21 protein-coding genes are annotated in these 23,351 nt (G+C 71.9%); 4 read left to right on the forward strand and 17 right to left on the reverse strand.

What is annotated here, in order from left to right; genetic code table 11:
- Positions 1-7: 7 nt before the first annotated feature.
- Positions 8-787 carry a lysophospholipid acyltransferase family protein gene (locus AC27LF_RS16925; protein WP_479661694.1) on the reverse strand — a complete coding sequence of 260 codons (780 nt, stop codon included), beginning with the start codon at positions 785-787 and terminating at the stop codon, positions 8-10.
- A 160-nt stretch (positions 788-947) separates the two neighbouring features.
- Here AC27LF_RS16925 and AC27LF_RS16930 point away from each other — a divergent pair, with 160 nt between their 5' ends.
- On the forward strand, positions 948-1,727 hold the full coding sequence (locus tag AC27LF_RS16930; protein WP_479661693.1) for an alpha/beta hydrolase: 780 nt from the start codon (positions 948-950) through the stop codon (positions 1,725-1,727).
- On the forward strand, positions 1,720-2,322 hold the full coding sequence (locus AC27LF_RS16935; protein WP_479661692.1) for a hypothetical protein: 603 nt from the start codon (positions 1,720-1,722) through the stop codon (positions 2,320-2,322). Before AC27LF_RS16930 ends, AC27LF_RS16935 begins: the two co-directional genes overlap by 8 nt.
- 159 nt (positions 2,323-2,481) lie before the next feature.
- On the opposite strand, the gene AC27LF_RS16940 is transcribed toward AC27LF_RS16935, so the two are convergent.
- The 6 genes from AC27LF_RS16940 to AC27LF_RS16965 form a co-directional block, all read right to left on the reverse strand.
- Positions 2,482-3,240, reverse strand: a complete 759-nt coding sequence (locus AC27LF_RS16940) for an endonuclease/exonuclease/phosphatase family protein (RefSeq protein ID WP_479661691.1) — start codon at positions 3,238-3,240, stop codon at positions 2,482-2,484.
- A gap of 120 nt (positions 3,241-3,360) precedes the next feature.
- Positions 3,361-4,314 (reverse strand): ROK family glucokinase, encoded by a 954-nt coding sequence (locus AC27LF_RS16945; protein ID WP_479661690.1) that lies wholly within the window; start codon positions 4,312-4,314, stop codon positions 3,361-3,363.
- Positions 4,315-4,369: 55 nt separating this feature from the next.
- Entirely contained in the window at positions 4,370-4,864 is a 495-nt protein-coding gene (locus AC27LF_RS16950) for a DUF5304 domain-containing protein (RefSeq protein WP_479661689.1), read from the reverse strand.
- Between the two features lie 57 nt (positions 4,865-4,921).
- The gene (locus AC27LF_RS16955) at positions 4,922-6,091 is read right to left on the reverse strand and encodes an ArsA family ATPase (RefSeq protein ID WP_479661688.1); all 1,170 of its coding nucleotides are present in this window, start codon (positions 6,089-6,091) and stop codon (positions 4,922-4,924) included.
- Positions 6,092-6,134: 43 nt separating this feature from the next.
- Positions 6,135-6,578: an SRPBCC family protein gene (locus AC27LF_RS16960; RefSeq protein WP_479661687.1), complete on the reverse strand. Its 444-nt coding sequence runs from the start codon at positions 6,576-6,578 to the stop codon at positions 6,135-6,137.
- Between the two features lie 124 nt (positions 6,579-6,702).
- A complete protein-coding gene (locus AC27LF_RS16965; protein WP_479661686.1) occupies positions 6,703-7,500 on the reverse strand; it encodes a metallophosphoesterase family protein in 798 nt (265 codons plus the stop codon).
- Between the two features lie 312 nt (positions 7,501-7,812).
- On the opposite strand from AC27LF_RS16965, the gene AC27LF_RS16970 reads away from it, so the two are divergent.
- The gene (locus AC27LF_RS16970) at positions 7,813-9,609 is read left to right on the forward strand and encodes an AMP-dependent synthetase/ligase (RefSeq protein ID WP_479661685.1); all 1,797 of its coding nucleotides are present in this window, start codon (positions 7,813-7,815) and stop codon (positions 9,607-9,609) included.
- Between the two features lie 244 nt (positions 9,610-9,853).
- Here AC27LF_RS16970 and AC27LF_RS16975 read toward each other — a convergent pair whose 3' ends face one another.
- From AC27LF_RS16975 to AC27LF_RS17000, 6 genes are all read right to left on the reverse strand, one after another.
- A complete protein-coding gene (locus AC27LF_RS16975) occupies positions 9,854-10,996 on the reverse strand; it encodes a glycosyltransferase family 4 protein (RefSeq protein ID WP_479661684.1) in 1,143 nt (380 codons plus the stop codon).
- A 73-nt stretch (positions 10,997-11,069) separates the two neighbouring features.
- A complete protein-coding gene (locus tag AC27LF_RS16980; RefSeq protein WP_479661683.1) occupies positions 11,070-11,198 on the reverse strand; it encodes a hypothetical protein in 129 nt (42 codons plus the stop codon).
- Positions 11,199-11,243: 45 nt separating this feature from the next.
- Complete coding sequence (locus AC27LF_RS16985; RefSeq protein ID WP_479661705.1) at positions 11,244-11,972, reverse strand: hypothetical protein; 729 nt, start codon at positions 11,970-11,972, stop codon at positions 11,244-11,246.
- A gap of 70 nt (positions 11,973-12,042) precedes the next feature.
- Positions 12,043-14,274 carry a glycoside hydrolase domain-containing protein gene (locus AC27LF_RS16990; protein ID WP_479661682.1) on the reverse strand — a complete coding sequence of 744 codons (2,232 nt, stop codon included), beginning with the start codon at positions 14,272-14,274 and terminating at the stop codon, positions 12,043-12,045.
- 91 nt (positions 14,275-14,365) lie between these two features.
- On the reverse strand, positions 14,366-14,875 hold the full coding sequence (locus AC27LF_RS16995) for a hypothetical protein (RefSeq protein WP_479661681.1): 510 nt from the start codon (positions 14,873-14,875) through the stop codon (positions 14,366-14,368).
- 13 nt (positions 14,876-14,888) lie between these two features.
- Complete coding sequence (locus AC27LF_RS17000; protein WP_479661680.1) at positions 14,889-15,848, reverse strand: hypothetical protein; 960 nt, start codon at positions 15,846-15,848, stop codon at positions 14,889-14,891.
- 712 nt (positions 15,849-16,560) lie between these two features.
- On the opposite strand from AC27LF_RS17000, the gene AC27LF_RS17005 reads away from it, so the two are divergent.
- A complete protein-coding gene (locus tag AC27LF_RS17005) occupies positions 16,561-17,796 on the forward strand; it encodes a glycosyltransferase 87 family protein (protein WP_479661679.1) in 1,236 nt (411 codons plus the stop codon).
- A 359-nt stretch (positions 17,797-18,155) separates the two neighbouring features.
- Here AC27LF_RS17005 and AC27LF_RS17010 read toward each other — a convergent pair whose 3' ends face one another.
- The 4 genes from AC27LF_RS17010 to AC27LF_RS17025 form a co-directional block, all read right to left on the reverse strand.
- Positions 18,156-19,346 (reverse strand): hypothetical protein, encoded by a 1,191-nt coding sequence (locus AC27LF_RS17010; protein WP_479661678.1) that lies wholly within the window; start codon positions 19,344-19,346, stop codon positions 18,156-18,158.
- Between the two features lie 30 nt (positions 19,347-19,376).
- Complete coding sequence (locus AC27LF_RS17015; RefSeq protein WP_479661677.1) at positions 19,377-20,387, reverse strand: C40 family peptidase; 1,011 nt, start codon at positions 20,385-20,387, stop codon at positions 19,377-19,379.
- A gap of 368 nt (positions 20,388-20,755) precedes the next feature.
- On the reverse strand, positions 20,756-21,790 hold the full coding sequence (locus AC27LF_RS17020; RefSeq protein ID WP_479661676.1) for a C40 family peptidase: 1,035 nt from the start codon (positions 21,788-21,790) through the stop codon (positions 20,756-20,758).
- A gap of 207 nt (positions 21,791-21,997) precedes the next feature.
- A complete protein-coding gene (locus AC27LF_RS17025; RefSeq protein WP_479661675.1) occupies positions 21,998-23,341 on the reverse strand; it encodes an NYN domain-containing protein in 1,344 nt (447 codons plus the stop codon).
- Between the last annotated feature and the right edge of the window lie 10 nt (positions 23,342-23,351).

Below are 23,351 nucleotides of genomic sequence, written 5' to 3' on the forward strand. Positions count from 1 at the left end.
GGCGCCCCTACGCCGTTTCCTGCTGGTCCCGCTGGTCCTGCTGGTCCTTCTCGTTCTTCTGGTCCTTCTCGTTCTTCTGGTTCTTCTGGTCGCGCTGGTCCTGCTTGGCCGCCTTCGCGGCCTCCGCGATCTGCCGCTTGGCGGCCGTCGCGTAGATGTCGACGTACTCCTGGCCGGACAGCTTCATGATCTCGTACATGACCTCGTCGGTCAGCGCGCGCAGCACGAAGCGGTCGTGCTCCAGGCCCTGGTAGCGGCCGAAGTCCAGGGGCCTGCCGATGCGGATGCCCGGCCGCATCAGCTTCGGGACGGCCTTCCCGGGCGGCTGGATCTTCTCCGTGTCGATCATCGCGACCGGGATGACCGGCGCGCCGGAGGCGAGCGCCACCCGGGCCAGGCCGCCGGGCTTGCCCCGGTACAGGCGGCCGTCGGGCGAACGCGTGCCCTCCGGGTAGATCCCGAACAGCTCGCCGCGCTCCAGCACCTCAAGGCCGCTCCTGACCGCCGCCTCGCCCGCGCCGCGCCCGCCAGAGCGGTCCACGGGGAGTTGCCCCAGGCCCTTGAAGAACGCGGCCGTCAACCGGCCCTTGACCCCGGGGGTGGTGAAGTACTCGGCCTTGGCGATGAAGGTGACCTTGCGGTCGAGGACCGCGGGCAGGAAGAACGAGTCCGAGAAGGACAGGTGATTGCTCGCCAGTATGGCGGGGCCCACGGCCGGAATGTTCTCCAGGCCCTCCACCCAGGGTCTGAAGGCGACCTTCAGCGGCCCCCCGATGGCGACCTTCATCGTCCCGTACAACAACCGCGTGCCTCCCGTGTCCGTCGTTCAGACCTTAACCCGCGGGACCGCCAATGGACCCGACGGCCCTGGTCGGTGTCAGTGCGGTCGCGTACGGTGAAGCAGAACCCGAAGTCGTTCACGTCCCTCTCAGGAACAGGAGACACACGTGCCGGTTCTGCCCGGAGCCGAGCCGTACCGCCACGAGGGCGGGGAGGTGGGTGTCCTCCTCTGCCACGGCTTCACCGGCTCGCCCCAGTCGCTGCGCCCCTGGGCGGCGCACCACGCCGCGCACGGCCTGACCGTCTCGCTGCCCCTGCTGCCCGGACACGGCACGCGCTGGCAGGACATGCAGCTCACCACCTGGCAGGACTGGTACGCGGAGGTGGACCGCGAGCTGCGGCTGCTGCGCTCGCACTGCCGGCTGGTGTGCGTGGCGGGCCTGTCGATGGGCGGGGCGCTCGCCCTGCGGCTCGCGGCCCGGCACGGGGACGGGGTGGCGGGCGTCGTGGCCGTCAACCCGGTGAACAGGATGCGCGGCCCGGCGACGCACGCCCTTCCGGTGGCCCGGCACCTGGTGCGCTCGGTGCGGGGAATCACCGACGACATCGCGAAGCCGGGCGTCACGGAAGGGGGGTACGACCGGGTGCCGCTGCACGCGGCGAACTCCCTGCGCACCTTCCTGCGTCTGGTCGACGGTGAGCTGCCGCAGGTCACCCAGCCGCTGCTGCTCCTGCGCAGTCGGCGGGACCATGTGGTCTCGCCCGCCGACCCGGTCCGGGTGCTGAGCCGGGTGTCCTCGACGGACGTGACGGAGGTCGTGCTGGAACAGAGTTACCACGTCGCGACGTTGGACCATGACGCGGACCGGATCTTCGAGGAGAGCCTTGCCTTCATCGGCCGGCTCGCATCCAGTGTCGGCAAGGAAGGGACGGCCGCAGTTGGCTGAGCACGAGTCCGACCGCGAGGACCGCGAGCCGGACGAGAAGGGCGTGCCCTTCGACGAGGACGCCGCCTGGGCGGCCATCGTCGCCGGGTACGGCGAGGAGCCGCCGGACCCGCCGGGCGCCAAGCCGTTCAAGTCGGTCGAGGACCTGGCGCTGCTCGAAGCGGACACGAACGACGGCGACGACGGTACCGCCGACAAGGGCGACGCCGGCAAGGACAGCGGCGAGGGTGCCGGTGCGAAGGGGCCCGCCAAGCCGCTCGGCAGCTCCGTGTCCTTCGCGCCCGGTGTCGGCCCGCGTGACTACACGCCGTCGGAGGCGTCCGACGACGACTTCGACGAGGACGACGAGGGCCACTTCGTGCCGCCCGAGCCGCCCCCGCTGCCCGCCGCCGACACGACCGCCAAGTTCGCCTGGCTCGGCGTGGTCGGCGGCCCCCTCCTGCTCCTGCTGGCGGTGCTGCTCGGCTGGGACATGACGTGGTGGCTGGCGACACTGGGCATCGGCGGCTTCCTGGGCGGCTTCATCACCCTGGTGACCCGCATGCGCACAGACGACGACGAACCCGACGACCCGGGCCGCGGCGCAGTGGTCTGACCCCAGCCCCCACGCCCCGAAAGGGGCGCGGGGAACTGCGCAACCAGCCACAACGACGCCGCACCCAACCACCAACCCCTGCCACACCAGGGGCGCGGGGAACTGCGCGACCGGCCACAACGAACCCGCACTCGACCGACAGCCCCAGCCCACCCAGACCTACACGGCAGCCGGAACTCGCAGCGCGCCAAGCACCGGCAGGTGATCCGTAGCCGCCCGGAGATCCCCCTCTGTCACCCCGGGCAACCCCAGCGGCACCCCGCAGCCCAGCACCTCAACCCCCTTGGTCGCGAAGATCGCATCGATCCGCTGGTGCGGATCGAGCGGCGTCGAGGTGTACTCACCGCCCCAGGGCGCCGCGACCCGGCAGTCCCGCAGCCCCTCGGCCAGCCTCCGGAAGGTACGGCCGTCGGGCCGCTCGTTGAGGTCGCCGCCCGCGACCGCGTGTTCCACGCCCATCCCGGCCAGCCGGTCCAGCAGCATCCCGCCCTGCTCGTACCGTTCGTCCGACCGCAGGCTCAGATGGCAGCTCAGCACGCCGAGCCGGGCGCCGCCGAACCGTACGACCGCGGTGGCGAAGCCCCGCCGGTGCAGTCCGGGGGTGAGCGGGAGCAGCACGTCCTCGGTCCGTTCGACGGTCGCCCGCAGGGTGCACAGAATGGCCGGTCCCGCCGCCGTGCCGCCCCCGGAGAGGATCACCTGTCCCGAGGCGGCCGCGAGCCGGGCGAGCTTCTTGCGCCAGCGGAAGAACCGGGGGGCCTCCTGGAGGAGTACCAGGTCGGGGGCGCAGGCGCTGATCACCCGGGCGAGGGCCGCGGTGTCGTCCCGCATCGAGCGGATGTTGTAGCTCAGGACCCGGATGATCGCGGAACCGTCGGGTTCGGTCCGGGACGTGGGCAGTGGCGGCGGTGTCGGCATGTGGATCAATCTAACGGGGGCGCGCTCCGGGACGCCCACCAGCCCGGGGCGCGGGGTTCCGTGCGGTCCGCCGGCTGTCCTCGGCTCGCCGTGCGGTCCCCCGCGCCCCTCACCCGGGCGTCACATGATCGGGTCGGGTTCCCGGGCCAGGTCCGCCGCACCGACCAGGCCCGCCTCGTTGCCCAGTTGGGCGGCGATGACCTCGGCGACCGGCCGCCAGTTGCCGCCGACCAGCCAGCGCCGGTAGGACTTGCGGATCGGGTCCAGGACCAGTTCGCCCTCGTCGGACAGGCCGCCGCCGACGATGAACGCGGACGGGTCGAACAGGGAGGCCAGGTCGGCGAGTCCGGCGCCGGCCCAGCGGGCCAGCTCGCGGTAGGAGTCGACGGCGACCGGGTCGCCCTGGCGGGCGGCCATGGAGATGTGCTTGCCCTCGATGCCGTCGGGGGTGCCGTCGCCGAGGCCGAGCAGTATCTCGGCGTTCTCGGGGGTGGCGTTGGCGCGCTGCTTGGCGTATCTGACCAGGGCGCGGCCCGACGCGTACTGCTCCCAGCAGCCCTGGGAGCCGCAGCCGCACAGCAGGCCGTCCGGGACCATCCGGATGTGGCCGAACTCGGCGGCCACGCCGAAGTGTCCGCGGCGCAGCTTGTTGCCGATGATGATGCCGCCGCCGAGGCCGGTGCCGAGCGTGATGCAGATGACGTTGCGGTGGCCCTTGCCCGCGCCGAACTTGTACTCGCCCCACGCGGCCGCGTTGGCGTCGTTCTCGACTACGACCGGCAGGCCGACGCGGGCCTCGACCTTTTCCTTCAGCGGCTCCTGGCGCCAGTCGATGTTGGGCGCGAAGTAGACGGTGGAGCGCTGCCGGTTCACATATCCGGCGGCGCCGATGCCCACGCCGACGATCTCGTGCCCGGCGCGCGCGCCCTCCACGGCCGAGGCGATGGCGTCCACGATGCCCTCGGGCGTGCCCGGGGTCGGCACCTTGTGGGTCGAGAGGATGTTGCCTTCCTCGTCGACCACGCCGGCCGCGATCTTCGTGCCGCCGATGTCGACGCCGATGGTGAGTCCCATGAATCCCTCAGTTTCGGTCGAGCCCCGCTACGGCCAACCGTACCCGAGGGGGCTGTCAGTCCAAGTCGATGTGTTCGCCGGGACCGGTGCCCTCGCCCCGGTCATCGCGGTCGCCGCGGCCCTTCGGGGCGTCCTCGGGAGTCGTCCAGCGGCGTTCCTGGGACTGGACGGCCGAGCGGTAGGCGGCGAGCAGTTCGTTTCCGGCCGCGGCCAGGTGGTCGAAGACGTCCGGGTTGCGCTCTATCACGGGTTCGACGGCCGCCTTGGCCTGCTGCACGACCTGCCGCACCACCTGTTGCGCGGCGGGTCCGGCGACCGCCCCGAGGAGCGGGGTCTGCAGACCGGACAGCCGGTCGGCGACGGCGTCGACGAACCTGCGCAGTTCCTCGGCGGCGGAGCCGGGGGGCGGGCCGTACTCGGCGCGGCGGCGGGCCTTCTCCGCGGCGAGGTCTTCGGCGCAGGCGGTGGCCCAGGCGTCGGCGTCGGTCGCCCGTGCCTCGTCGGCCGGCTGCGGTTCCAGGGCGTCCGGTGTGGGGCGCTCTTCGCTCATGGCGGACTCCTGACTGCGGTTCGTCCTTACGACGTTACCCGAACGGGCGCGGGTGGTTCACCGCTCGCGGGGCCACAGCTGCGGGTCCGGTGCGAAGCGGATGCGCAGGGTGCCGTCCCGCAGCCCGGCCCCCGCGACGGTGCAGCGGCGCAGGGCGGACGGGAGCGGCACGATCCGGCGGAACGGGCCCGCGGTGACGACGAGTTCGTCGCCGCGCCGGACCAGGTCGAGGTCGTCGCGTATCGCGCCGGGCAGCGGGATGTGCCAGACGAGCACGCCGTCCTCGGCGATCCGGTCGGTGACGGGCCACTCGACGGGGTCGGGGGCGGCGTCGACGCCCGGTACGGCGAGCGCGGCGAGGTCGTCGGCGCCCCGCGGGTCATGGCCGAGGTGGGCGATGGGGTGGACGTCGTACGACTGCCGCCAGTCGGCGAGGGCCTTGCGCTGCTGGGCGAGCAGCCCGGCAGGCCAGGTCTCGGGACCGGTCTCGGGCAGCACCCGGTTGGCGACCAGGCCGTCGGTGCGCAGCCCGCGCAGGGCGAGGCCGAGGACGGTGGTGTGCACGGCGTCGGCGCCGGCCGGGCCGGGTTCGGCGACGAGCCGCACGGTGGTGGCGCGGTCCCGCACGACGGCATCCACGGCGGCGAGTTCGGCGTCCCAGCGTGCCGCCGTCTCGTACAGCCACTCGGCGGGCATCGGGACGCCCGCGAGGCGGCCGAGGACGGGCCGCAGGGCGCGGGCCGCCTGGCGCTCGGGCGGCAGCAGCCGGCGCAGGTAGCGGCGCAGTTCCTCGGGGAGGGCGAGCAGGTCGAGGGCGCGCGGGGCGGGCGGCAGGTCGACGACGAGCAGGTCGTGGCGTTCGGCGAAGGCGGCATCGCGCAGGGCGCGCAGGAGGGACAGCTCCTCGGCGCCGGGGAGCGGGGTGACCTCCTCCGCGTCGAGGCGGGCGGCGCCGAGCAGGTCGAGGAAGCCCGCGGCGCGGCTCTGGAACGCGGTGAGGTCGTCGCGGAACCGGGCGGCGGGGTCGGGGCGCCAGGCGGTGAGGCCGGGTGCGGCACCGCGGGGGTCGGGTCCGGTCGGCGTGCCCAGCGCGGCGCCGAGGGTGTCCGTGCGGTCGGCGCTCAGGACGAGGGTCCGGGTGCCGGCGCCCGCGGCGCGCAGGGCGGTGGCGGCGGCGACGGTCGTACGACCCGAGCCGCCCGGACCCGTGATCAGGATGGTGCGCATGGGGGTGAACGCTACCCGCGCGTGCCCGCCCGGCACGCTGCCGCTACTTCTCCCCGGACTCTACCCGCTTCTTCAGTCCCGCGAGCGCGCGGTCGATGATGACCTTCTCCGCCTTGCGCTTGATCATGCCGAGCATCGGGATCTTGACGTCCACGGTGAGCCGGTAGGTCACCTCGGTGGCGCCGGGGCCGGCCGGTTCGAGGAGGTAGGAGCCGTCGAGGGAGCGGAGCATCTGGGACTTCACCAGGGTCCAGGAGACCTCCCGGTCGCCGGTCCAGGTGTAGGCGAGGGTCTGGTCGTCCTTGATCGCGCCGGCGTCCATGACGAGGCGGACCTGTTCGGCGCGGCCCCGGCCGTCGGACTTGAGGACTTCCGCCTCCTTCACCTCACCGGTCCAGTCGGGGTAGCGGGCGAAGTCGGCGATCACCTCCATGACGTCGGCGGGTGCCGCCTCGATGGTGATGCTTGAGCTGGTGTGTTCCGCCATCGCCGTGGCTCCTCCGGGTGCGGGCCGGTGCAGACCGGTACAGAGAGGTCGTCGTGCGCACGTGTGTGCAGCGTGAAGGCTACCGCGCACGCGACCACCGGTTTCACCCCGTCCGCGCGCCCCCTCACCATTCGAGCGCCCAGGGCCTGCCCGAGCCGGCGAAGTGCCCGACGTTGACGCATTCGGTGGCGCCGATCCGCATCCGCCGCACGAGCGGCTGGTGGACGTGGCCGAACAGCGCGTAGCGGGGCCGGGTGCGGCGGATGGCGTCGAGCAGCGCCCGGCTGCCCCGCTCGAACCGGCGGGCCACCGTGTCGTACACGAGTTCCGGCACCTCGGGCGGGATGTGCGTGCACAGCACGTCGACCTCGCCGACCGCCTCGATCTTCGCCGCGAACGCGTCGTCGTCGATCTCGTACGGTGTTCGCATCGGGGTGCGCAGCCCGCCGCCGACGAAGCCGAAGGTCCGGCCGCCGATCTCCACCCGTTCCCCGTCCAGGACCGTGGTGCCGGGCCCTGCGTACTCCGCCCACAGCGGCGGCATGTCGACATTGCCGTAGGTCGCGTACGTCGGCGTGGGGAAGGCGGCGAACAGCTCGGCGTACTGGCGGCGCACGGCCTTCTCGATGACGGTGGCCCGGTCGGCGCCGACGCCCGCCCACAGCCGGGCCCCGAACGCGCGCGCCTCCTCGAAGCGGCGCGCGGTGCGCAGCTCGACGATGCGGTGGGCGTTCTCCACGCCGAACAGATCGGGGAAGATCCCGCGCGAGTGGTCGGCGTAGTCGAGGAAGAGCACGAGGTCACCGAGGCAGATCAGGGCATCGGCGCCCTCGCCGGCCCGGGCCAGGTCACGGGCGTTGCCGTGCACGTCGCTGACCACATGGACGCGGGTCCTTCGGTTACCGGCGGGTGTGGGGGCCATGGCGATCAAGGGTAAGCCTGTGCGGCATACGTGAACAGTGGCGGCCGGGCCTGCGGCTACTGGCCCGTCAGGAAAACCGTGGACTACTGTGCGCGAAGGAACACCAACCTGTGACGCAGCGAACAACTCGCCGGGCCCCCTGTCGAAGAAGCCATACCGGCGGGTAACGTCCGGGCAGTCCAGTCGTGCTCTGGATTTCAGCCAACGGGCCGAAGGGCTCCTGGTGGGCGTCCGAGCACCTGCCCGAGCCTTGGACCGCACCGTCGCAGCACACGATGTCGTGGCGCCGGCGCCCTATGAGGAGCAGCAGTCTTGCGCGAGTTCAGCCTTCCGGCTTTGTACGAGGTCCCTGCGGACGGCAATCTGACCGACATCGTCCGCAGAAACGCCGCGCAGCATCCCGATGTCGCCGTCATCGCCCGCAGGACCGACACGGGCTGGCAGGACGTGACGGCCGAGGCGTTCCTGACCGAGGTACGCGCCGCCGCCAAGGGGCTCATCGCGTCCGGTGTCCAGCCCGGCGACCGGGTCGGCCTGATGTCCCGCACCCGCTACGAGTGGACACTCCTCGACTTCGCGATCTGGAGCGCGGGCGCGGTCACCGTGCCGGTGTACGAGACGAGTTCACCGGAACAGGTGCAGTGGATCCTGTCCGACTCGGGCGCCACCGCCTGCGTCGTGGAGCAGGACGTCCACGCCGCCGCCGTGGACGCGGTGCGCGAGCGGCTGCCCGCGCTCAAGCACGTCTGGCAGATCGACGCCGGGGGCGTGGCGGAACTGGGCCGGCTGGGCCGGGACCTCACCGACGCGACGGTGGAGGAGCGCAGTTCGCTCGCCAAGGCCGACGACACGGCGACCATCATCTACACGTCCGGCACGACCGGCCGGCCCAAGGGCTGTGTGCTCACCCACCGGGCGTTCTTCGCCGAGTGCGGCAACATCGTCGAGCGGCTGCGCCCGCTGTTCCGCACCGGTGAGTGCTCGGTCCTGCTGTTCCTGCCGCTCGCGCACGTCTTCGGGCGGCTGGTGCAGATCGCGCCGATGATGGCGCCGATCAAGCTGGGCAACCTCCCGGACGTCAAGCACCTCACCGAGGAACTGGCCGCGTTCCGCCCCACGCTGATCCTCGGCGTGCCCCGGGTCTTCGAGAAGGTCTACAACGCGGCGCGCGCCAAGGCGCAGGCGGACGGCAAGGGGAAGATCTTCGACAAGGCGGCGGACACCGCGATCGCCTACAGCAAGGCGCTGGACACCCCGTCGGGCCCGTCCCTCGGGCTGCGGATCAAGCACCGGGTCTTCGACAGGCTGGTCTACGGCAAGCTGCGCGCGGTGCTCGGCGGGCGCGGCGAGTACGCGATCTCCGGCGGCGCGCCGCTCGGCGAGCGCCTGGGCCACTTCTTCCGCGGCATCGGCTTCACGGTCCTGGAGGGCTACGGCCTGACCGAGTCCTGCGCGGCGACCGCGTTCAACCCCTGGGACCGGCAGAAGATCGGCACGGTCGGCCAGCCGCTGCCGGGTTCCGTGATCCGTATCGCCGACGACGGCGAGGTGCTGCTGCACGGTGACCACCTGTTCAAGGAGTACTGGAACAACGAGGCCGCGACCGCGGAGGCGCTGGCCGACGGCTGGTTCCACACCGGGGACGTCGGCACCCTCGACGAGGACGGCTATCTCAGGATCACCGGGCGCAAGAAGGAGATCATCGTCACCGCGGGCGGCAAGAACGTGGCACCGGCCGTGATCGAGGACCGGATCCGGGCGCATGCGCTGATCGCGGAGTGCATGGTGGTCGGCGACGGGCGACCGTTCGTCGGCGCGCTGATCACTCTCGACGAGGAGTTCCTGGGGCGGTGGGCCGCGGAGCACGGGAAGCCCTCCGGGTCCACGGCGGCGTCGCTGCGGGAGGATCCGGAGCTGGTGGCGGCCATCCAGGAAGCGGTGGATGACGGGAACGCGGTGGTGTCCAAGGCGGAGTCCGTGCGGAAGTTCCGGGTTCTCGGGGGGCAGTTCACGGAGGAGTCGGGGCATCTGACGCCGTCGCTCAAGCTGAAGCGGAACGTTGTCACTAAGGACTTCGCGGCTGAGATCGAGGCTCTTTACCAGAAGTAGGGTGCGCCTATTGAAGGGGATGGCTCAGCTGCGTTTGCGGGTGCGGGTTTGATGTGGTTTCTCGCGCAGTTCCCCGCGCCCCTATCGGGGCCGTGGTTTAGCTGCGTTTGCGGGTGCGGGAATCGTGTGGGTTTTCGCGCAGTTCCCCGCGCCCCTGTCGGGGCCGTGGTTTAGCTGCGGTTGCGGGTGCGGGAATCGTGTGGGGTCTCGCGCAGTTCCCCGCGCCGCTGTCGGGGCGGGTGTGCTACAGGAGTGCTTTCAGGGTTTCTGCTTGTTGGGGCCAGCGCCAGGATTGTTCGATCCAGTGGCGGCCTCGGTCGCCCATGCGGCGGCGTAGGGCGGGGTCCGCGAGGAGGGTGGTGATCCGGTCGGCCGCCTCGTTCGGGTCGCCGCCGCGGACCACCCATCCGGTCTCCCCGTCGAGCACCGCGTCGGGCGCGCCGCCCGAGTCCCCGGCGACGACCGGCAGCCCGGTCGCGGACGCCTCCAGGTAGACGATCCCGAGCCCTTCCACGTCGAGCCCGCCCCGCCGGGTCCGGCAGGGCATCGCGAAGACGTCCCCGGCGCCGTAGTGCGCGGGCAGTTCGGACCAGGGCACGGCGCCCGTGAAGCGCACCGATGCCGCCACCCCGACTTCCCGCGCGAGCCTGCGCAGATCCCCCTCGTACGGTCCGCCCCCGACGATCAGCAGCACCGCCTCGGGCTGCTCGGCGAGGATCCGGGGCAGCGCCCTGATCAGGGTGTCCTGGCCCTTGCGCGGCACCAGCCGCGAGACGCACACCACGACCGGCCGCTCCGCGAGCCCGAGCCGTTCCCGCACCCGCGCACCGCCGGAGTCCGGGTGGAAGGTCTTCTCGTCGACGCCGGGCGGCAGCCGCACCATCCGGCCGGCCGCCGCCGGGGTCAGCGCGGCGGCGATCCGGGTGCGGGTGTACTCGCCGAGGTAGGTGATCGTGTCGGTGGACTCTCCGATCCGGCGCAGCAGTTGGCGGGCGGCGGGCAGTTGGGCCCAGCCGGCCTCGTGCCCGTGGGTGGTGGCCACCAGCCGCTCGGCGCCCGCCTTCCGCAGGGCGGGCGCCATCAGAGCGAGCGGCGCCGCCGCCCCGAACCACACCGAGGTGCAGCCGTGCTCCCGCAGCAGCCCGGCCGCGCGCCGCGTCACGGCGGGCGTGGGCAGCAGCATCGTCGTGCGCTCGCGTACGACGGTGAAGGGCTGCTCGGCGTCGAAGGCGGCCGTGGCCTCGGCGCCCTCCCGGCCGCGCTTCCAGGTGGAGGCGTACACGACGAGCCGGTCGGGGTCGAGGCGGAGCGCCATGTTGTGCAGGAACGCCTGGATGCCGCCCGGCCGGGGCGGGAAGTCGTTGGTGACGATCAGGGTCTTGTGCATCACCGCCCAACCTATCCAACGCGCCCGCGGACCGGTGTCCGTGCGGGGTCCCGGGCGGGCCGGGACCCCGCGGTCAGGACGCGCCGCGCCGCCGCCCGAGCCGAGACCTCGTCCACACGGCGAGGCCCACCAGGGCCGCCACCGCGGCGCCGCCGAGGACGGCGACCGCCAGGCCCACCAGGATCAGGACGAGCAGCCCCATGGCGCTTCCTTCATCGTCGAACGGACTTCTTCGTGCCCGGCGCCGTCACCGGTAGCGGGCGGCGCGCCGACGCCGGTCCGGCCGGGCCGCGTCCACCAGCACCCCGGCGCCCCGGCCGGGGGTCTCGTCCCAGCCGCGGATCTTCGCCGCCACCCGAGCCAGCTTCGGGTCACCGGGGCGTACGCCGAGATAGAACAGGCCCTCGTAGGGGCGGCGGTCGTCACCGCCCCAGCGCACGACGCCCTCGGTGTCGGCGAGGATATCCCGGATGATCAGCTCCTGGGCGGCCGTGAAGCCGCCGCGTGCGCCGGGCGGGTAGGAACCGGGACGGATCACCACGGCCGTGCCGGACGCCCGGTTGGACTCGGGCAGGCCGGTGTCGCGGATCTCGGACGGCGCCACCCAGCCCTGGACCGGGTGGGGTTCGCCGTGCAGGCCGAGGGCGTCGACCTCGTAGTGGAAGCGCCGGATCACATGGACGAGCAGCGTCTCGGGGTCGCCCGAGTGCACCGCGACGCCGAGGCCGGTGCCGGGCACCGGCCGGGTCACGATGGTTCCGTCCGCGTCGGCGGCCTTCTGCATCTCCCAGCGGTTGGCGGAGGGCCGGCCGGTGAGCAGGCGGCGCTGCCGGGCGCGGAAGCGCTCCAGCGCCCGCTTGATGTGCTCGCCGTCCGGCACGGGCGGGGTGTCCGCCGCCAGCGCGGGGCCGGCGAACGCGCCGCCCGCGGCGGAGGCGGCGGCGAGGCCCGCGGCAAGGCCGGCGGTGCGGACCATGAGGCCGCGGCGGGAAACTCCGGTGGGTCTCAACTGGTTGTTCCTCTCTGCGGGGTGCGTGCCGTACCGGTCAGGACTCGCGCAGGATGCGGTTGTACTTCTCGAAGATCTGGTAGAGCGGCACGCGCAGCCGCGCGTCGGCCTCCGCCTGGTCCCCGAACCCCTGGTAGCGGCGCAGGAGTTCGTAGGTCTCGGTGTCGGTGTAGTCGAGGGCGGGGCGGCGGATCGGGGTCTCGGCGTGGTCGCCGGGCTTTCCGTCGGCTCCCCAGATGTGCATGTGCGGGACGGTGCTCAGGTTGAACACGTTGTCCTGGTTGAGCCGGGTCCACATGCTGAAGATGTCGGACTCATTCGCGGTGTCGAGGATCGAGTCGTCGAGGATCCCGGTGCGCACGGAGTTGTTGCGGGCGAGGATGCCGGTGCGGCCGGAGATCTTCGCGATGCCGGTGCTGCTGTCGCTCACGTCCCGGACCACCGGCAGGTCCTTGCCCCAGTCGGGGATGGCCGCCGTGTGGTACCAGACCACGGACGCGTCCTCGGCCAGGTCCTTGTAGCTGTAGTGGCAGAACTCCCAGAAGGCGGAGGTCTGGATGAGCGCCTTGCGCATCCGGTAGCGGCGGGCCGAGGAGGTGAGCACGGCGTCGTGGTGGACGATCGTCTCCAGGCACTCCTGCCGGGTGTAGATGTACAGCGCGCTGTCGCCCCGGCCGATCGACTCCATGTAGTCGCTGATCTCCCTCAGCATGGCGTCCCAGTAGGACAGGCTGAAGCCGACGTCGAGCGTCTGCGAGGGGGTCGGGTAAAAGTCGCCCTGTCCGGTGTCGCGGCCGGAGGCGATGTTGTTGTCGATCTCGATGAGCCCGTCGCCCGAGCCCACCGAGATGGTCTTGATCTGGTCGAAGGCCCAGTTCTCGGGCATCGGGTAGCCGAGGTTGCCGGAGAATCCGGTGGACATGTCGGACACGAAGGACGCGCTGGCGTATCCCGCGGCGGACACCCGGGAGCAGATGTTGCGCGGCCCGTAGACCCCGATGGAGAAGGGGCTGCCGAGCGCGGTCATCCGGTTCCGCACGGCCTGGAAGTACGGGAGGATGTACGCGCTCACCTCGTCGTCCACGGCGTCGTAGTCGACGGCGAAGTAGATGCGGGTGCCGTCCTTGAAGCCGAACCCGTCGGCGGCGGCGACGGCGATCAGGCAGTCGGTGTTGCCCTGGTCCGGGCTGTAGTAGTCGGCCGAGCGTGCGTAGGTCTGGTAGATGGGGAAGCAGCGCAGGCCGTACTGCTTGATGGTGTCCAGCTCGCCCGGCTGGATCGCCTTCTCCGGCAGCGAGGTCGTGCTCGGGTTGTACAGATAGCGGCCCACGTACTTGTACCCGGCGTTCTTCAGTGCCTGCGCCCGGGCCGGAGTGATCTTGGTGACGCCGTCGCAGGCGGTGCCCTTGCGGTCCGGGTCGCCCGTGGACACCAGCAGCGACGCCCAGGTCTGGAAGTCGCCGACGCCGCTGACCGGGAGCTTGACGAAGTCCTGGAAGCGGCTGACCGCGTCCGCGACGGTGGCCGTGAAGTTGCCGAACGGCACGCTCCAGGCGTTGAGGATCATGGCGCCGGTGAACAGCAGCGCCCAGGTGCCGGTGGTGCCGACGCCGACGGTGTGGTTCTTCAGGCCGCTCTGGGTGCCGGGCCCGAAGACGCCGTTGGCGACGCCGTCGGCCATGCCCAGTTCGTACTGGATGGCGTAGAGCAGGGACTTGGCGACGTCACGGGAGTGGTGGCCGTCGCAGGGGATGATGTAGAAGTCCTGCCGGTTGACGTAACGGCCGTTCATCCACTGCTGGATCTCGCGGACGCTGTCGGAGCCGTTGTTGACGCTGACGTACGCGTCCATGTTGAGCAGGCCCTTGAACACCTTCGGCTCGATGCCGCCACCGGGGAAGGCACCGCTGACGCCCATGTTGGCCTTCAGCGACGACACGGACGAGGCGACCCGGTCGCTGTAGAGGCCGTCGATGCCGCCGCCGTCGTAGCCCTTGCAGTACAGGGCGGACTGGATGATGCGGCAGAAGTCGGCCGACGGCACGGTCGACGCGTTCACCACGGGGTACTTGGACTTGAGCGTCGAGAGCGTGGTGGGCCCGAAGCTGTTCGACAGGGCGGTGATGCCGAGTTCGTACTGCAGGGCCCTGGTGAGGGCGTACATGGTGTTCCAGCCGGTGCGTCCGTCCTCGGTGACGGTCATGCCGATCCGGCTGCCGTAGACCTGGTTGACGAACTTCTGGGCTCTGAGCACCATCTCGTCGGCCACGGGGCTCCTCCTTCGGAGTGGGACTGGCGGGCAGGCGGGGCGGCGCCCGCCGCGGACGACCGCGCGGGGTTCCGTCGGCGGGCGCCGGCTCTCAGGACGAGCGCTTGATCGAGGCGTTCTCGTTCTTCAGGGTGGAGTTGAGGTTGCCGGTGGAGCGCGGGCCGAAGCTCTGCGAGGCGCCCGCGTAACCGGAGTTGTAGTAGACGGTGTTGGTGGCGGACGCCTCGCCGCTGGCCGCCGCGGCGGCGTTGTTCTTGACCTCCTGGCCCTCGCCGTTGCCGATGCACCAGGAGACGGCCAGGTTGGTGTTGATGTGGGTGCCCGGCGCGATGAACACGTAGCGCACGAGGGTGGCGCCGTTGGGGCTGTAGCCGTAGAGGTCGGAGATGCTCTTGTTGGACAGGAAACAGGCGGACGTCCAGGTGTTCACGCCGGAGTTGTAGAACAGCGCGAAGCAGTTCTCGTTGCTGACGCTGCACGCGTCGCCCTCGTAGCTCGTCGCCGCCTGGGCGGGCGCGTGGGTGAGCAGGGCGGCGGACATCGCCAGTCCGGCTCCCACGGCAAGTCGGGTGATCTTCTTCACGGTGGACTCCCTGTGCATCGTGGTGGACTCCCTACCGGGAAGCCGCCCGGGTGGCGTTCCTGACGGCTTCCTCGGTGGTCTTCTTGGCCTCTTGGAGCGCCAGTTGGTTCTTCTCGATCAGCTCGTCCTGGATCCGGGTCTCCTCCTTGAACCAGACCTGGACGAGGTCCGTGGACTTCTTGCACTCCACGTCCGCGACGGCGATGTCGGTCTCCGCGCGGGAGGGCGTGGGCGCGCTCAGCGAGTCGGCCAGCTTCGCCGCGTCCAGCGGGGTGGGCGAGGTGTAGCCCTTGCGCCGCATGCACGCGGACCACGCCTGGACGACCTCGCGCACCTTCGGGTTGGCCTTGGAGGCGTCGAAGCCCTCGTTGTTCAGGCGGGAGGCGAGGCTGCCGTCCAGCTCGCCGATCCGCCGGACGGACTCGCCGAGGCAGCCGCCCTCGGGCACGCCGGCGACGGCGGCGCCCTTCGCGTTGCGGCCGGTCAGCGCCGCGTTGGCGGCGGACGCCACCTCGTAGGCGGGCGGTTCGCCGCTGTCGTGGGCGAGGTGGTAGCCGTGGGTCCGCGCCTGAGCGGGGTCGGCGATGCCGTAGCGGCGGGCCATGTTGGCGTCGTCGGCGCTGGGCGGCGGGTAGCGGCCGGGCTCCGGCGGGTCGTAGTCGAACCCGAGCCGCTTCATGCACGCGCGCTGTACGGACTGCTGTGCGCGCAGGACGGTGACCTGCTGGTCGTAGGTGACCAGGTAGGACTGGATCGGCAGGGCGAGTCCCGCGGTCAGCCCGCTGGTCGCCTGGGGGCTGGGCCAGTTGCCGCTGCCGTCGCCCTTGCCCGCGGCGCCGGCACCGGCCGCCGTGCCGCCGTCGTCCTGGGTGCAGCCCGTGGCGAGCGCCGCGCACATGAGGGCCGCGACGAACGCGGGACCGGGACGGGCCGAGCGGCCCCGGAACATCACCATCACAGCCTTGTCCTTCTTGGTATCTCTTGCTCGCACGAGGAAAGTGCCGCGGACCGTGCCACGGCAGGGCACGCCGACGGGGCGGCCGGACTCGGGCCGCGGGCAGCGGAACAGAAACGGAGCCAAGCGGGCGCGGTCGCCCGGCCAGGGCTCACCCTCGGAATGGGCCCCTTGGATTCCCAGCGAAAATCATGTGCGTCTCCCCCTTCTCGGCGCGCCGTGGGCGGCCAGCCTCGATGAATCTAAGCCGTCTCCCGGACCACGAAAAGAGTTGATCAACGACAACCGGGCGGGCCGCGGCGGCGATGTGACGGAGGGTTGTGCACCGGACCCGCATGCGCCCGCACGAGCGGATCACCATGGTTCGCCGCATTGTCCGTGGGTTCCTCCCCAGTTGACGGAGGTTCAACTCGGCCAGTTGACCCGGCCTTGGCGAATTGGTCCGAACCTGCCCGGCGCACTAGCCATGACCGCGTCAACCGCACGTGAGGCGGGGAAAGTTGACAAATCGTCACCTCGACCGGACCCCGGCCGGCCATGGGTCGACTTTCGGCCACGGCGGACATCGCGCGGCCACCGCCGCCCGGATCGGCGACTCACAGAGAGTGATCACTAGCCTTGTGTGACGTCGCTCACATAAGGCCCGGGGTGCGACGCGACCACGCCGTACGGCGGCATTGGCGGACCTCGCACAGCGCGACGCGTCATCATGGCCCCCGCAGGACGAGCCACTACGAAGAGGGGCCAAGTGAACATGGCGGGCGCGAGGTGGCACCTGGCCGGGCTGCTGGGGGCCTGGGGGCTGACCCGGCTGATGCTGCTGCTCTTCGTCTTCCGGGTGCTGGTCTTCCCCGGCGCGGACGTCACCACCGACGTGTCGGTGATCTACCACGGCTGGTACGAGGTACTGCGCCACGGGACGTTCCCGCTGGACGACGTGACCTGGCAGTACCCGCCCGCCGCCGCGCTCGCCGTGCTCGCGCCGGGCGCCCTGCCCTTCCTCGCCTATCCCACCGCCTTCTTCCTGCTGGCCCTGCTCGCCGACCTGGTGGTCCTCGCCCTGCTCGGGTACGCGGGCCGCCGCCCCGGCAAGTCGCCGCGCGGCGCCTGGGTGTGGGTGGTGGGCCTCCCGCTGCTCGGCCCGACGGCCTACGCCCGCTACGACGTGATGGTGACCGCGGTGGCCGTGGCCGCGCTGTTCGCGGGGGCCCGCCGGCCCCGGGTGATGGGGGCGCTCGTCGGCTTCGGGGCGATGGTCAAGGTGTGGCCCGCGCTGCTCCTGGTGGGTGCCGTGCGGCTGCGCGCCTGGGGCGCCGCCGCGGCCACCGCGGCGGGGGTGGCGGTGCTGTTCGCGGTCGCCATGCCCGGCGCCTTCGCCTTCCTCGCCTTCCAGCGCGACCGGGGCACCGAGGTGGAGTCGCTGGGCGCCCTGGTCTTCCATGTGGCCCGGCACTTCGGGTGGCGGGGCGAGGTGCTGCTGAACTACGGCTCGGTGGAGTTCCTGGGCCCCTACGTCGGCCTGGTGAGCGCCGCCGCGCTGACGCTCACCTGCGCCGCGTTCGGCTGGCTGCTGCTGTGGCGGCTGGCGGCCACCGGGTTCAGGCCGCACACGCTCGCCGACGCGGCGTTCACGGCGGTGCTGATGTTCACCACGACGAGCCGGGTGATCAGCCCGCAGTACCTGGTCTGGCTGATCGGCCTGGCCGCGGTCTGCGTGTCCTTCCGCGGCACCCGGATGGGCCGGCCCGCCCTGCTGGTCCTCGCGGCGACCGTGGTGACCGTCCTGGAGTTCCCGATCGGCTTCTCGCACGTCGTGGCCGGCGACTGGTACGGCACGGAGCTACTGTTCCTGCGCAACGGCCTGCTGGTCGGCGCCGCGCTGCTCGCCGCCGGCCGGCTGTGGCGCTCCACGGTCCCCGCGACCCGCGCCGCCACCCTGCCGACCCCCACCCCCCACCCCAAGAAAACCCCACTCTCCTCCTGACCCCACCGAAACCACCCAACACAAGAAGAACGACGACGCCCCACACCCCCAAGGAACGCGGGGAACTACGCAACAAACCACAACGAACCCACACCCACCAAACAACCGGCACCCCCCCCAAGGGGCGCGGGGAACTGCGCGACAAGCCACAACGAACCCGCACCCAACAAACAACCCGCACACCCCCCAAGGGGCGCGGGGAACTGCGCAACAAACCACAACGGCGCCGCACCCAACAAACAACCGGCACCACACCGAAGGGGCGCGGGGAACTGCGCGACAAGCCACCACGGCGCCGCACCCGACAGACGACCCGCACACCCCAGAAGGCCGGCGGAGCTGTCGGGCAGGCCGCTCGGTCAGGTGAGGTTCGTTCGCAGGTACCCGTGCCATCGGTCGGTGAAGTCCCGCAGGGCCGTCCCGAGCACGCGGTGCAGCGCGTCCTCGACGGCGCCCGCCCGCCGCCCGTGCGCGCCGACGGCGCGGTAGAAGGCGTCGAGCCGGTCCTCGCCCCAGCGTTCGGCGATCATCCGGCAGGCCAGCCAGCCGCCCTCGTACGCCTGGGCGAGCCGCGCGGGGTCGCCGGTGAAGCCGAAGTCCCCGTCGGCGGGCAGGTCCGCCGGTACCCGCCCGGCGCGGACGGCTCGGGACAGCTCCGGTGCCGCCTGCGCCGGGGTGCGGCCCGTGCCGAGGTAGCCGATCCAGTCCGCGTACCCCTCGGACAGCCACAGCGGGGTGGCCGGGGTGGTGTGCGCGCGGGTGGCCACATGGGTGGTCTCGTGGGTGAGCACCACCTGCTTGCCGGCGTCGCCGAGGAGTGCGTACGCCTCCGGGTTGACCACGATCCGGTCCGCGGGGGCCCGGTTCCGGCCGCCCGCCTCGCCGGTGGTGACCGCGGCGATCCCCCGGTACGAGGAGGCCGGCGAGCCGAGCAGGCCGGCCATCCCGTCCAGGGTCCGCGGTACGAGCACGACGACCTGCCGGGTCCAGTCCGTGCCCCAGGCCGCGGACACGGCCGGGACCGCGCGGTCGGCGAGCCGGGCGTAGGCGTCGAGCGCCCGCGCGGACTGTCCGACCCCGAGCACCAGGCTGTGCGCGCCCCTGGCGGCCGACACGGCGCCCTGGTCCCACAGCTGCTGTCCGGCCTTCTTCGCGGGCCGGTCGGAGGCGACGTACCAGCGTCCGTCGGCGGTGCGGCCGAGGGCGAGGGTGCGCTCGGTGGTGACGGGGGCCCGGTCGTAGCCCCGGACGCGATAGCTCAGCAGGGCCGCGGCGGTGACGGTGGCACCGGTGTGCCGCAGGCCGGTCACCCGGTAGGTCCAGGACGCCAGCGGCACCGCGCGCAGGTTGGCGTAGCTGCCGCGGGCGCCCGTCGCGGCGTACGCCGTCTCGTCGTGCCGCAGGAGGGCCGCCGCGCGCCGGTCGAGCACCCGCTGCACCTCGGCCCGCGCCGGGTCGGCCGCCGTCCGGCCGCCGCACCCGGCCAGCGGGACGAGCAGCAGGCACAGCGCGACGGCTCCCGAGCGCCACCTCCGTCTGCGATCAGCCATCTGCCCGATCGTACGGCCCGTGGCGCCCGGTCAGACCCGGGTGACCGAGGAGACGGGCATCATGCCCACCGGGTCGTAGCGCACCGGGGCGCCGGGGTGGGGCGCGTGGATCACCTGGCCGTTGCCCATGTACATGGCCACATGGCCGGCATCCGAGCGGTAGACGACCAGATCACCGGGCCGCATCTGCGAGAACGGCACCTGCCGGCCGGCGTACCGCTGCTCCTGCGAGGTGCGCGGCAGCTGCACCCCGGCCTGCGCGTACGCCCACTGCGTCAGGCCCGAACAGTCGAAGCCGGCGGGCCCGTTGGCGCCCCAGACGTAGGGGCGTCCGAGGGCGGAGCGGGCGGCGGCGACGGCCGCGGCGGCGCGGGCGTTCGGGGCGCCGATGTCCCGCAGGTCGGGCAGGCCGGCCCCGCCGTCGCGGGAGGCCCGCCCGTAGCCGGCGCGCTGCGCGTACGGCAGGGAGTTGAGCAGTTCCCGTGCCTTGGCCAGCTTGCGCTCCACGGTCCGCTTGTGCGCGGCGACGGCCCTGCGGCTCTTCTCCAACTGGGCCAGCTTCCCGGCCGTCGTGGCCCGCTCCTGGGCGAGTTCCCGCATGGCCGACTGGAGTTCCCGTAACCGGCCGGCCTGACGGGTGCCGATCCGGTCGATGGTGGTGGCCTTGTCGAGGTAGTCGCCCGGGTCGGCGGAGAAGAGCAGCGCGACCGTCGGGTCGATGCCGCCGGAGCGGTACTGGGCGCCGGCCAGCGATCCCAGTTCCTCCCGCATGGCGTTGATGTGCTGCTGCTGGCGGGCGATGTGGTCCTGCGCCTCGCGGATCTGCGCGCGCAGCTTCCCGGCCTGTTCGCCGGCCTTGTTGTATGCCTCGGTCGCCTTCTCCGCCTCCCCGTAGAGGCGGTCCACCTCGGCGGGGCCGTCGCCGTGCGGCGCGGCGCTCGCCGGTACGGCGCCGAGGGCGGCCGCGGCCGCGGACAGGACGCACAGGACGGTGGCGCCCCGGTCGAACCCGGATGATGCAAGGCGGCGATGGGACCCCACGGAAGGCCGCACTCCTTCACCTCGTGACCGCTCGCTCGCCTGTGGGGCCGCGGCCGGCGGGCGGGAGCGGTCGCGCTCGGCCGTGCGGCCTGCGCGCCCTCGTCCCGCGGCACCGGCCCGCCCCGTCGGCGCACGCGCGGCCGGCGGACGGTTGCCGTTCCCCGGAGCCGGGACGGGATGTCCCGGCCGTGGGGGAAACGCGGCAGACAGTAGCCGCGCGGGCGCCCGTCGGCCAAAGGCTCGCGGCGGTCGCACAACGTGACGCCCAGCCGCTGACGCAGGTCAACGGCGGGGCGAGGGGTCAGTTCCGGTTGTCGGGATTCGCCCGTTCGGGCGCTATGGAACCCGGTCCGGCGGGGGTGTACGGCTCAGATGCGGACGCCGAACTGGAACGGCATGTTGTTGATCGACTCGTAGCGGACGACCGTGCCGGTGCGCGGGGCGTGCAGCACCTGGCCGTTGCCCGCGTACAGGCCGACGTGGTGCAGGTCGCCGTAGAAAATCACCAGGTCGCCGACCCTGAGGTCGCTCTGGCTGTAGATGCGCTGACCGGCATTGGCCTGGGCCTGCGAGGTGCGGGGTATGCCGACGCCGGCCTGCGCGTAGGCCCAGGAGGTCAGGCCCGAGCAGTCGAAGGAGGACGGGCCGGTGGCGCCGTAGACGTACGGCGAGCCGATCTTGGACTGGGCGGCGGAGAAGGCGGCGGCGGCCCGGCCGGAGGCGGAGGTGGTGTTGCCGAGGTCGACGCGTTCGGAGGCGGAGCGGTTGGCCCGTTCCTCCTTGGCGGCGAGGTCCGCCTTCTCCTTCGCCGTCAGGGTGTTGAGCAGCCGCTGCGCCTCGGCGAGCTTGCCCTGGACTTCCTTCTTCTTCTTGCCCAGTTCGGTGCGGGTGGCGGCGAGGTCCTTGAGCTTGTCGGTCGCCTCGGCCCGGTCCTGCGCGAGTTCCCGCTGCTTGTCCTGGATCTTCTTCAGGGCCTCGACCTGCTGGCCGCTCAACTGGTCGAGCGTGGACGCCTTGTCGAGGTAGTCGTCCGGGTCGGAGGACAGGAAGAGCTGGACGGAGGGGTCTATGCCGCCCGAGCGGTACTGTGCGCTGGCCATGGTGCCCAGGCCGTCGCGCAGCTTGTTCAGGTCTTCCTGACCGCGGGCGACGTTGTCCTGGATGGTGGAGATCTCCTTCTGGAGCTTCTCCTGCTTCTCCTTGGCCCCGTTGTACTTCTCGGTGGCCTGCTCCGCCTGTTCGTAGAGCTTGTCGACCTTGGCCTTGACCTCGTCCTTGCTCAGCTTCTCACTGGGTGCCGCGTTGGCGGCCTGAGAGCTCAGGGCTACGGCAGCGGCGGCTGCGGTGGTCAGCACGGTCACGCGCGTGCGGCTCGGCTGCTTGGGTCGACGATGGGACGCCACGGAGACGGGCTCCTTCTTTTGAGTGATCACCCGTGTGGAGGTTCGAGCCGACCCTAGTGACCCAGTTGTGATCAGTTCAAATCCTCAGGAGAAAAAATCGTTCACTCCCTGCATTCTTTGCCCACAACTCACATGCTGTGATGCCCACTTGACGCTACGTTGAGCGACACTTCCGCCAATTCGGGCATTAAGCACGTACGTTGACGTTCAGGACAATCGCCCGAGGAGCATCGCAGAAGCGACAGGACGGGCACCCGCACGGGCGACGCCGTCGGCCACCTCGCGATCGGTCGAGGCGACGATGACCGGCCGGCCCGGCGGCTCGGCCCGCACCAGCTGCCGGATCAGCTCGTCGGCCGTCACACCCGGCTTGGAGAACAGCACCCGCACGCCGCGCGGCGGGGCCAGCAGCACCGGCGCGGCCAGTTCGGCGCCGTCGAAGACACACGTCACCTCGGCGCCGGTCTGCGCGGCGAGCTGCGAGAGCTGGCCGAGCAGCCGCAGCCGCTGCTTCTCCAGCGGCATCTGCGGATAGCCGGTCTTGGTGACGTTGTAGCCGTCGACCACCAGGTGCGCCTGCGGCAGGGCGAGCAACTGGTCCAGGACCGCCGGGTCATGTTCGGACAGCGCACGCGCGGCGATGTCCTTCGGGGTCATCCGGCCCGGCTCCACCGCGTCCACGGTCTCGGCGGGCCGCACGGACACCGGCGGCAGCGCCAGCTCACGGCGCAGCCCCTGGGCCGCCTCCAGCACCGTGTCGAGCAGCAGCCGCACCCGCATGTCCTCGACGCTGCGCCCCTCACGGGCCGCCCTGCGGCTGGCCTCCAGGGCGGTCTCCACCTCCCCGAGACGGGCCTTGAGCCGCCGGGACTCGCTCTCGGCGGCCGAGAGCTGCGCCTGCCCCTCGGCACGCACCGCCTCGATCTCGCCCTGGGCCTTGCGCAGGGCGGCGTCGCCCCGCTTCACATCACTGAGGGCCGCACGGAGTTTACGGTGAAGCGATTCAGCTTCCCGCTTGGCCGAATCCAGCTCCGCACGCAGCCGTTCGGTCTCGGCGCGGGTGTGCTCGCGGACCCGGTCCAGCTCCCCGCGCAGCCGCTCCAGCTCGGCCCGGCTCTCCTCGTCGGCGCGCTCGGCGTCCGCTCGCTGGACCTCCTCGCCGGCCGCGGCCACCAGCTTCACCCAGCCGGCCGGACGCAGAACATAGGCCGCGGCCGCCACGTCGAGCGGGTCCGCGGCCGGGGGCGGCGAGCCGGAGTCGAGGGCGCCGGAGAGTTCCGGCTGCGCCTCTCTGAGCTTCTCCCCGATGCGCTGCCGGAACAGCGTGTCGGTCTCCAGGGCCGCGGCCATCGCGTTACCCGCGAACTTCGCCCGGCGATTCGGGGCGAACCGCGCATACTGCCGCAACTGGGCGGGCAGTTCACCGATCGTCAGACCGCCGAAGCCGTCCGACACGATCTGTACGACCCGGCGGCGCACGCCGTCGGGCAGCGGACGGTCAAGCACCTCGGCGGTGCCGTCGCCCGGCCCCCCGCCTTGGGTCTCCGCCATCCGTCACACC

The sequence above is a fragment of the Streptomyces diversicolor genome, from assembly GCF_057537855.1.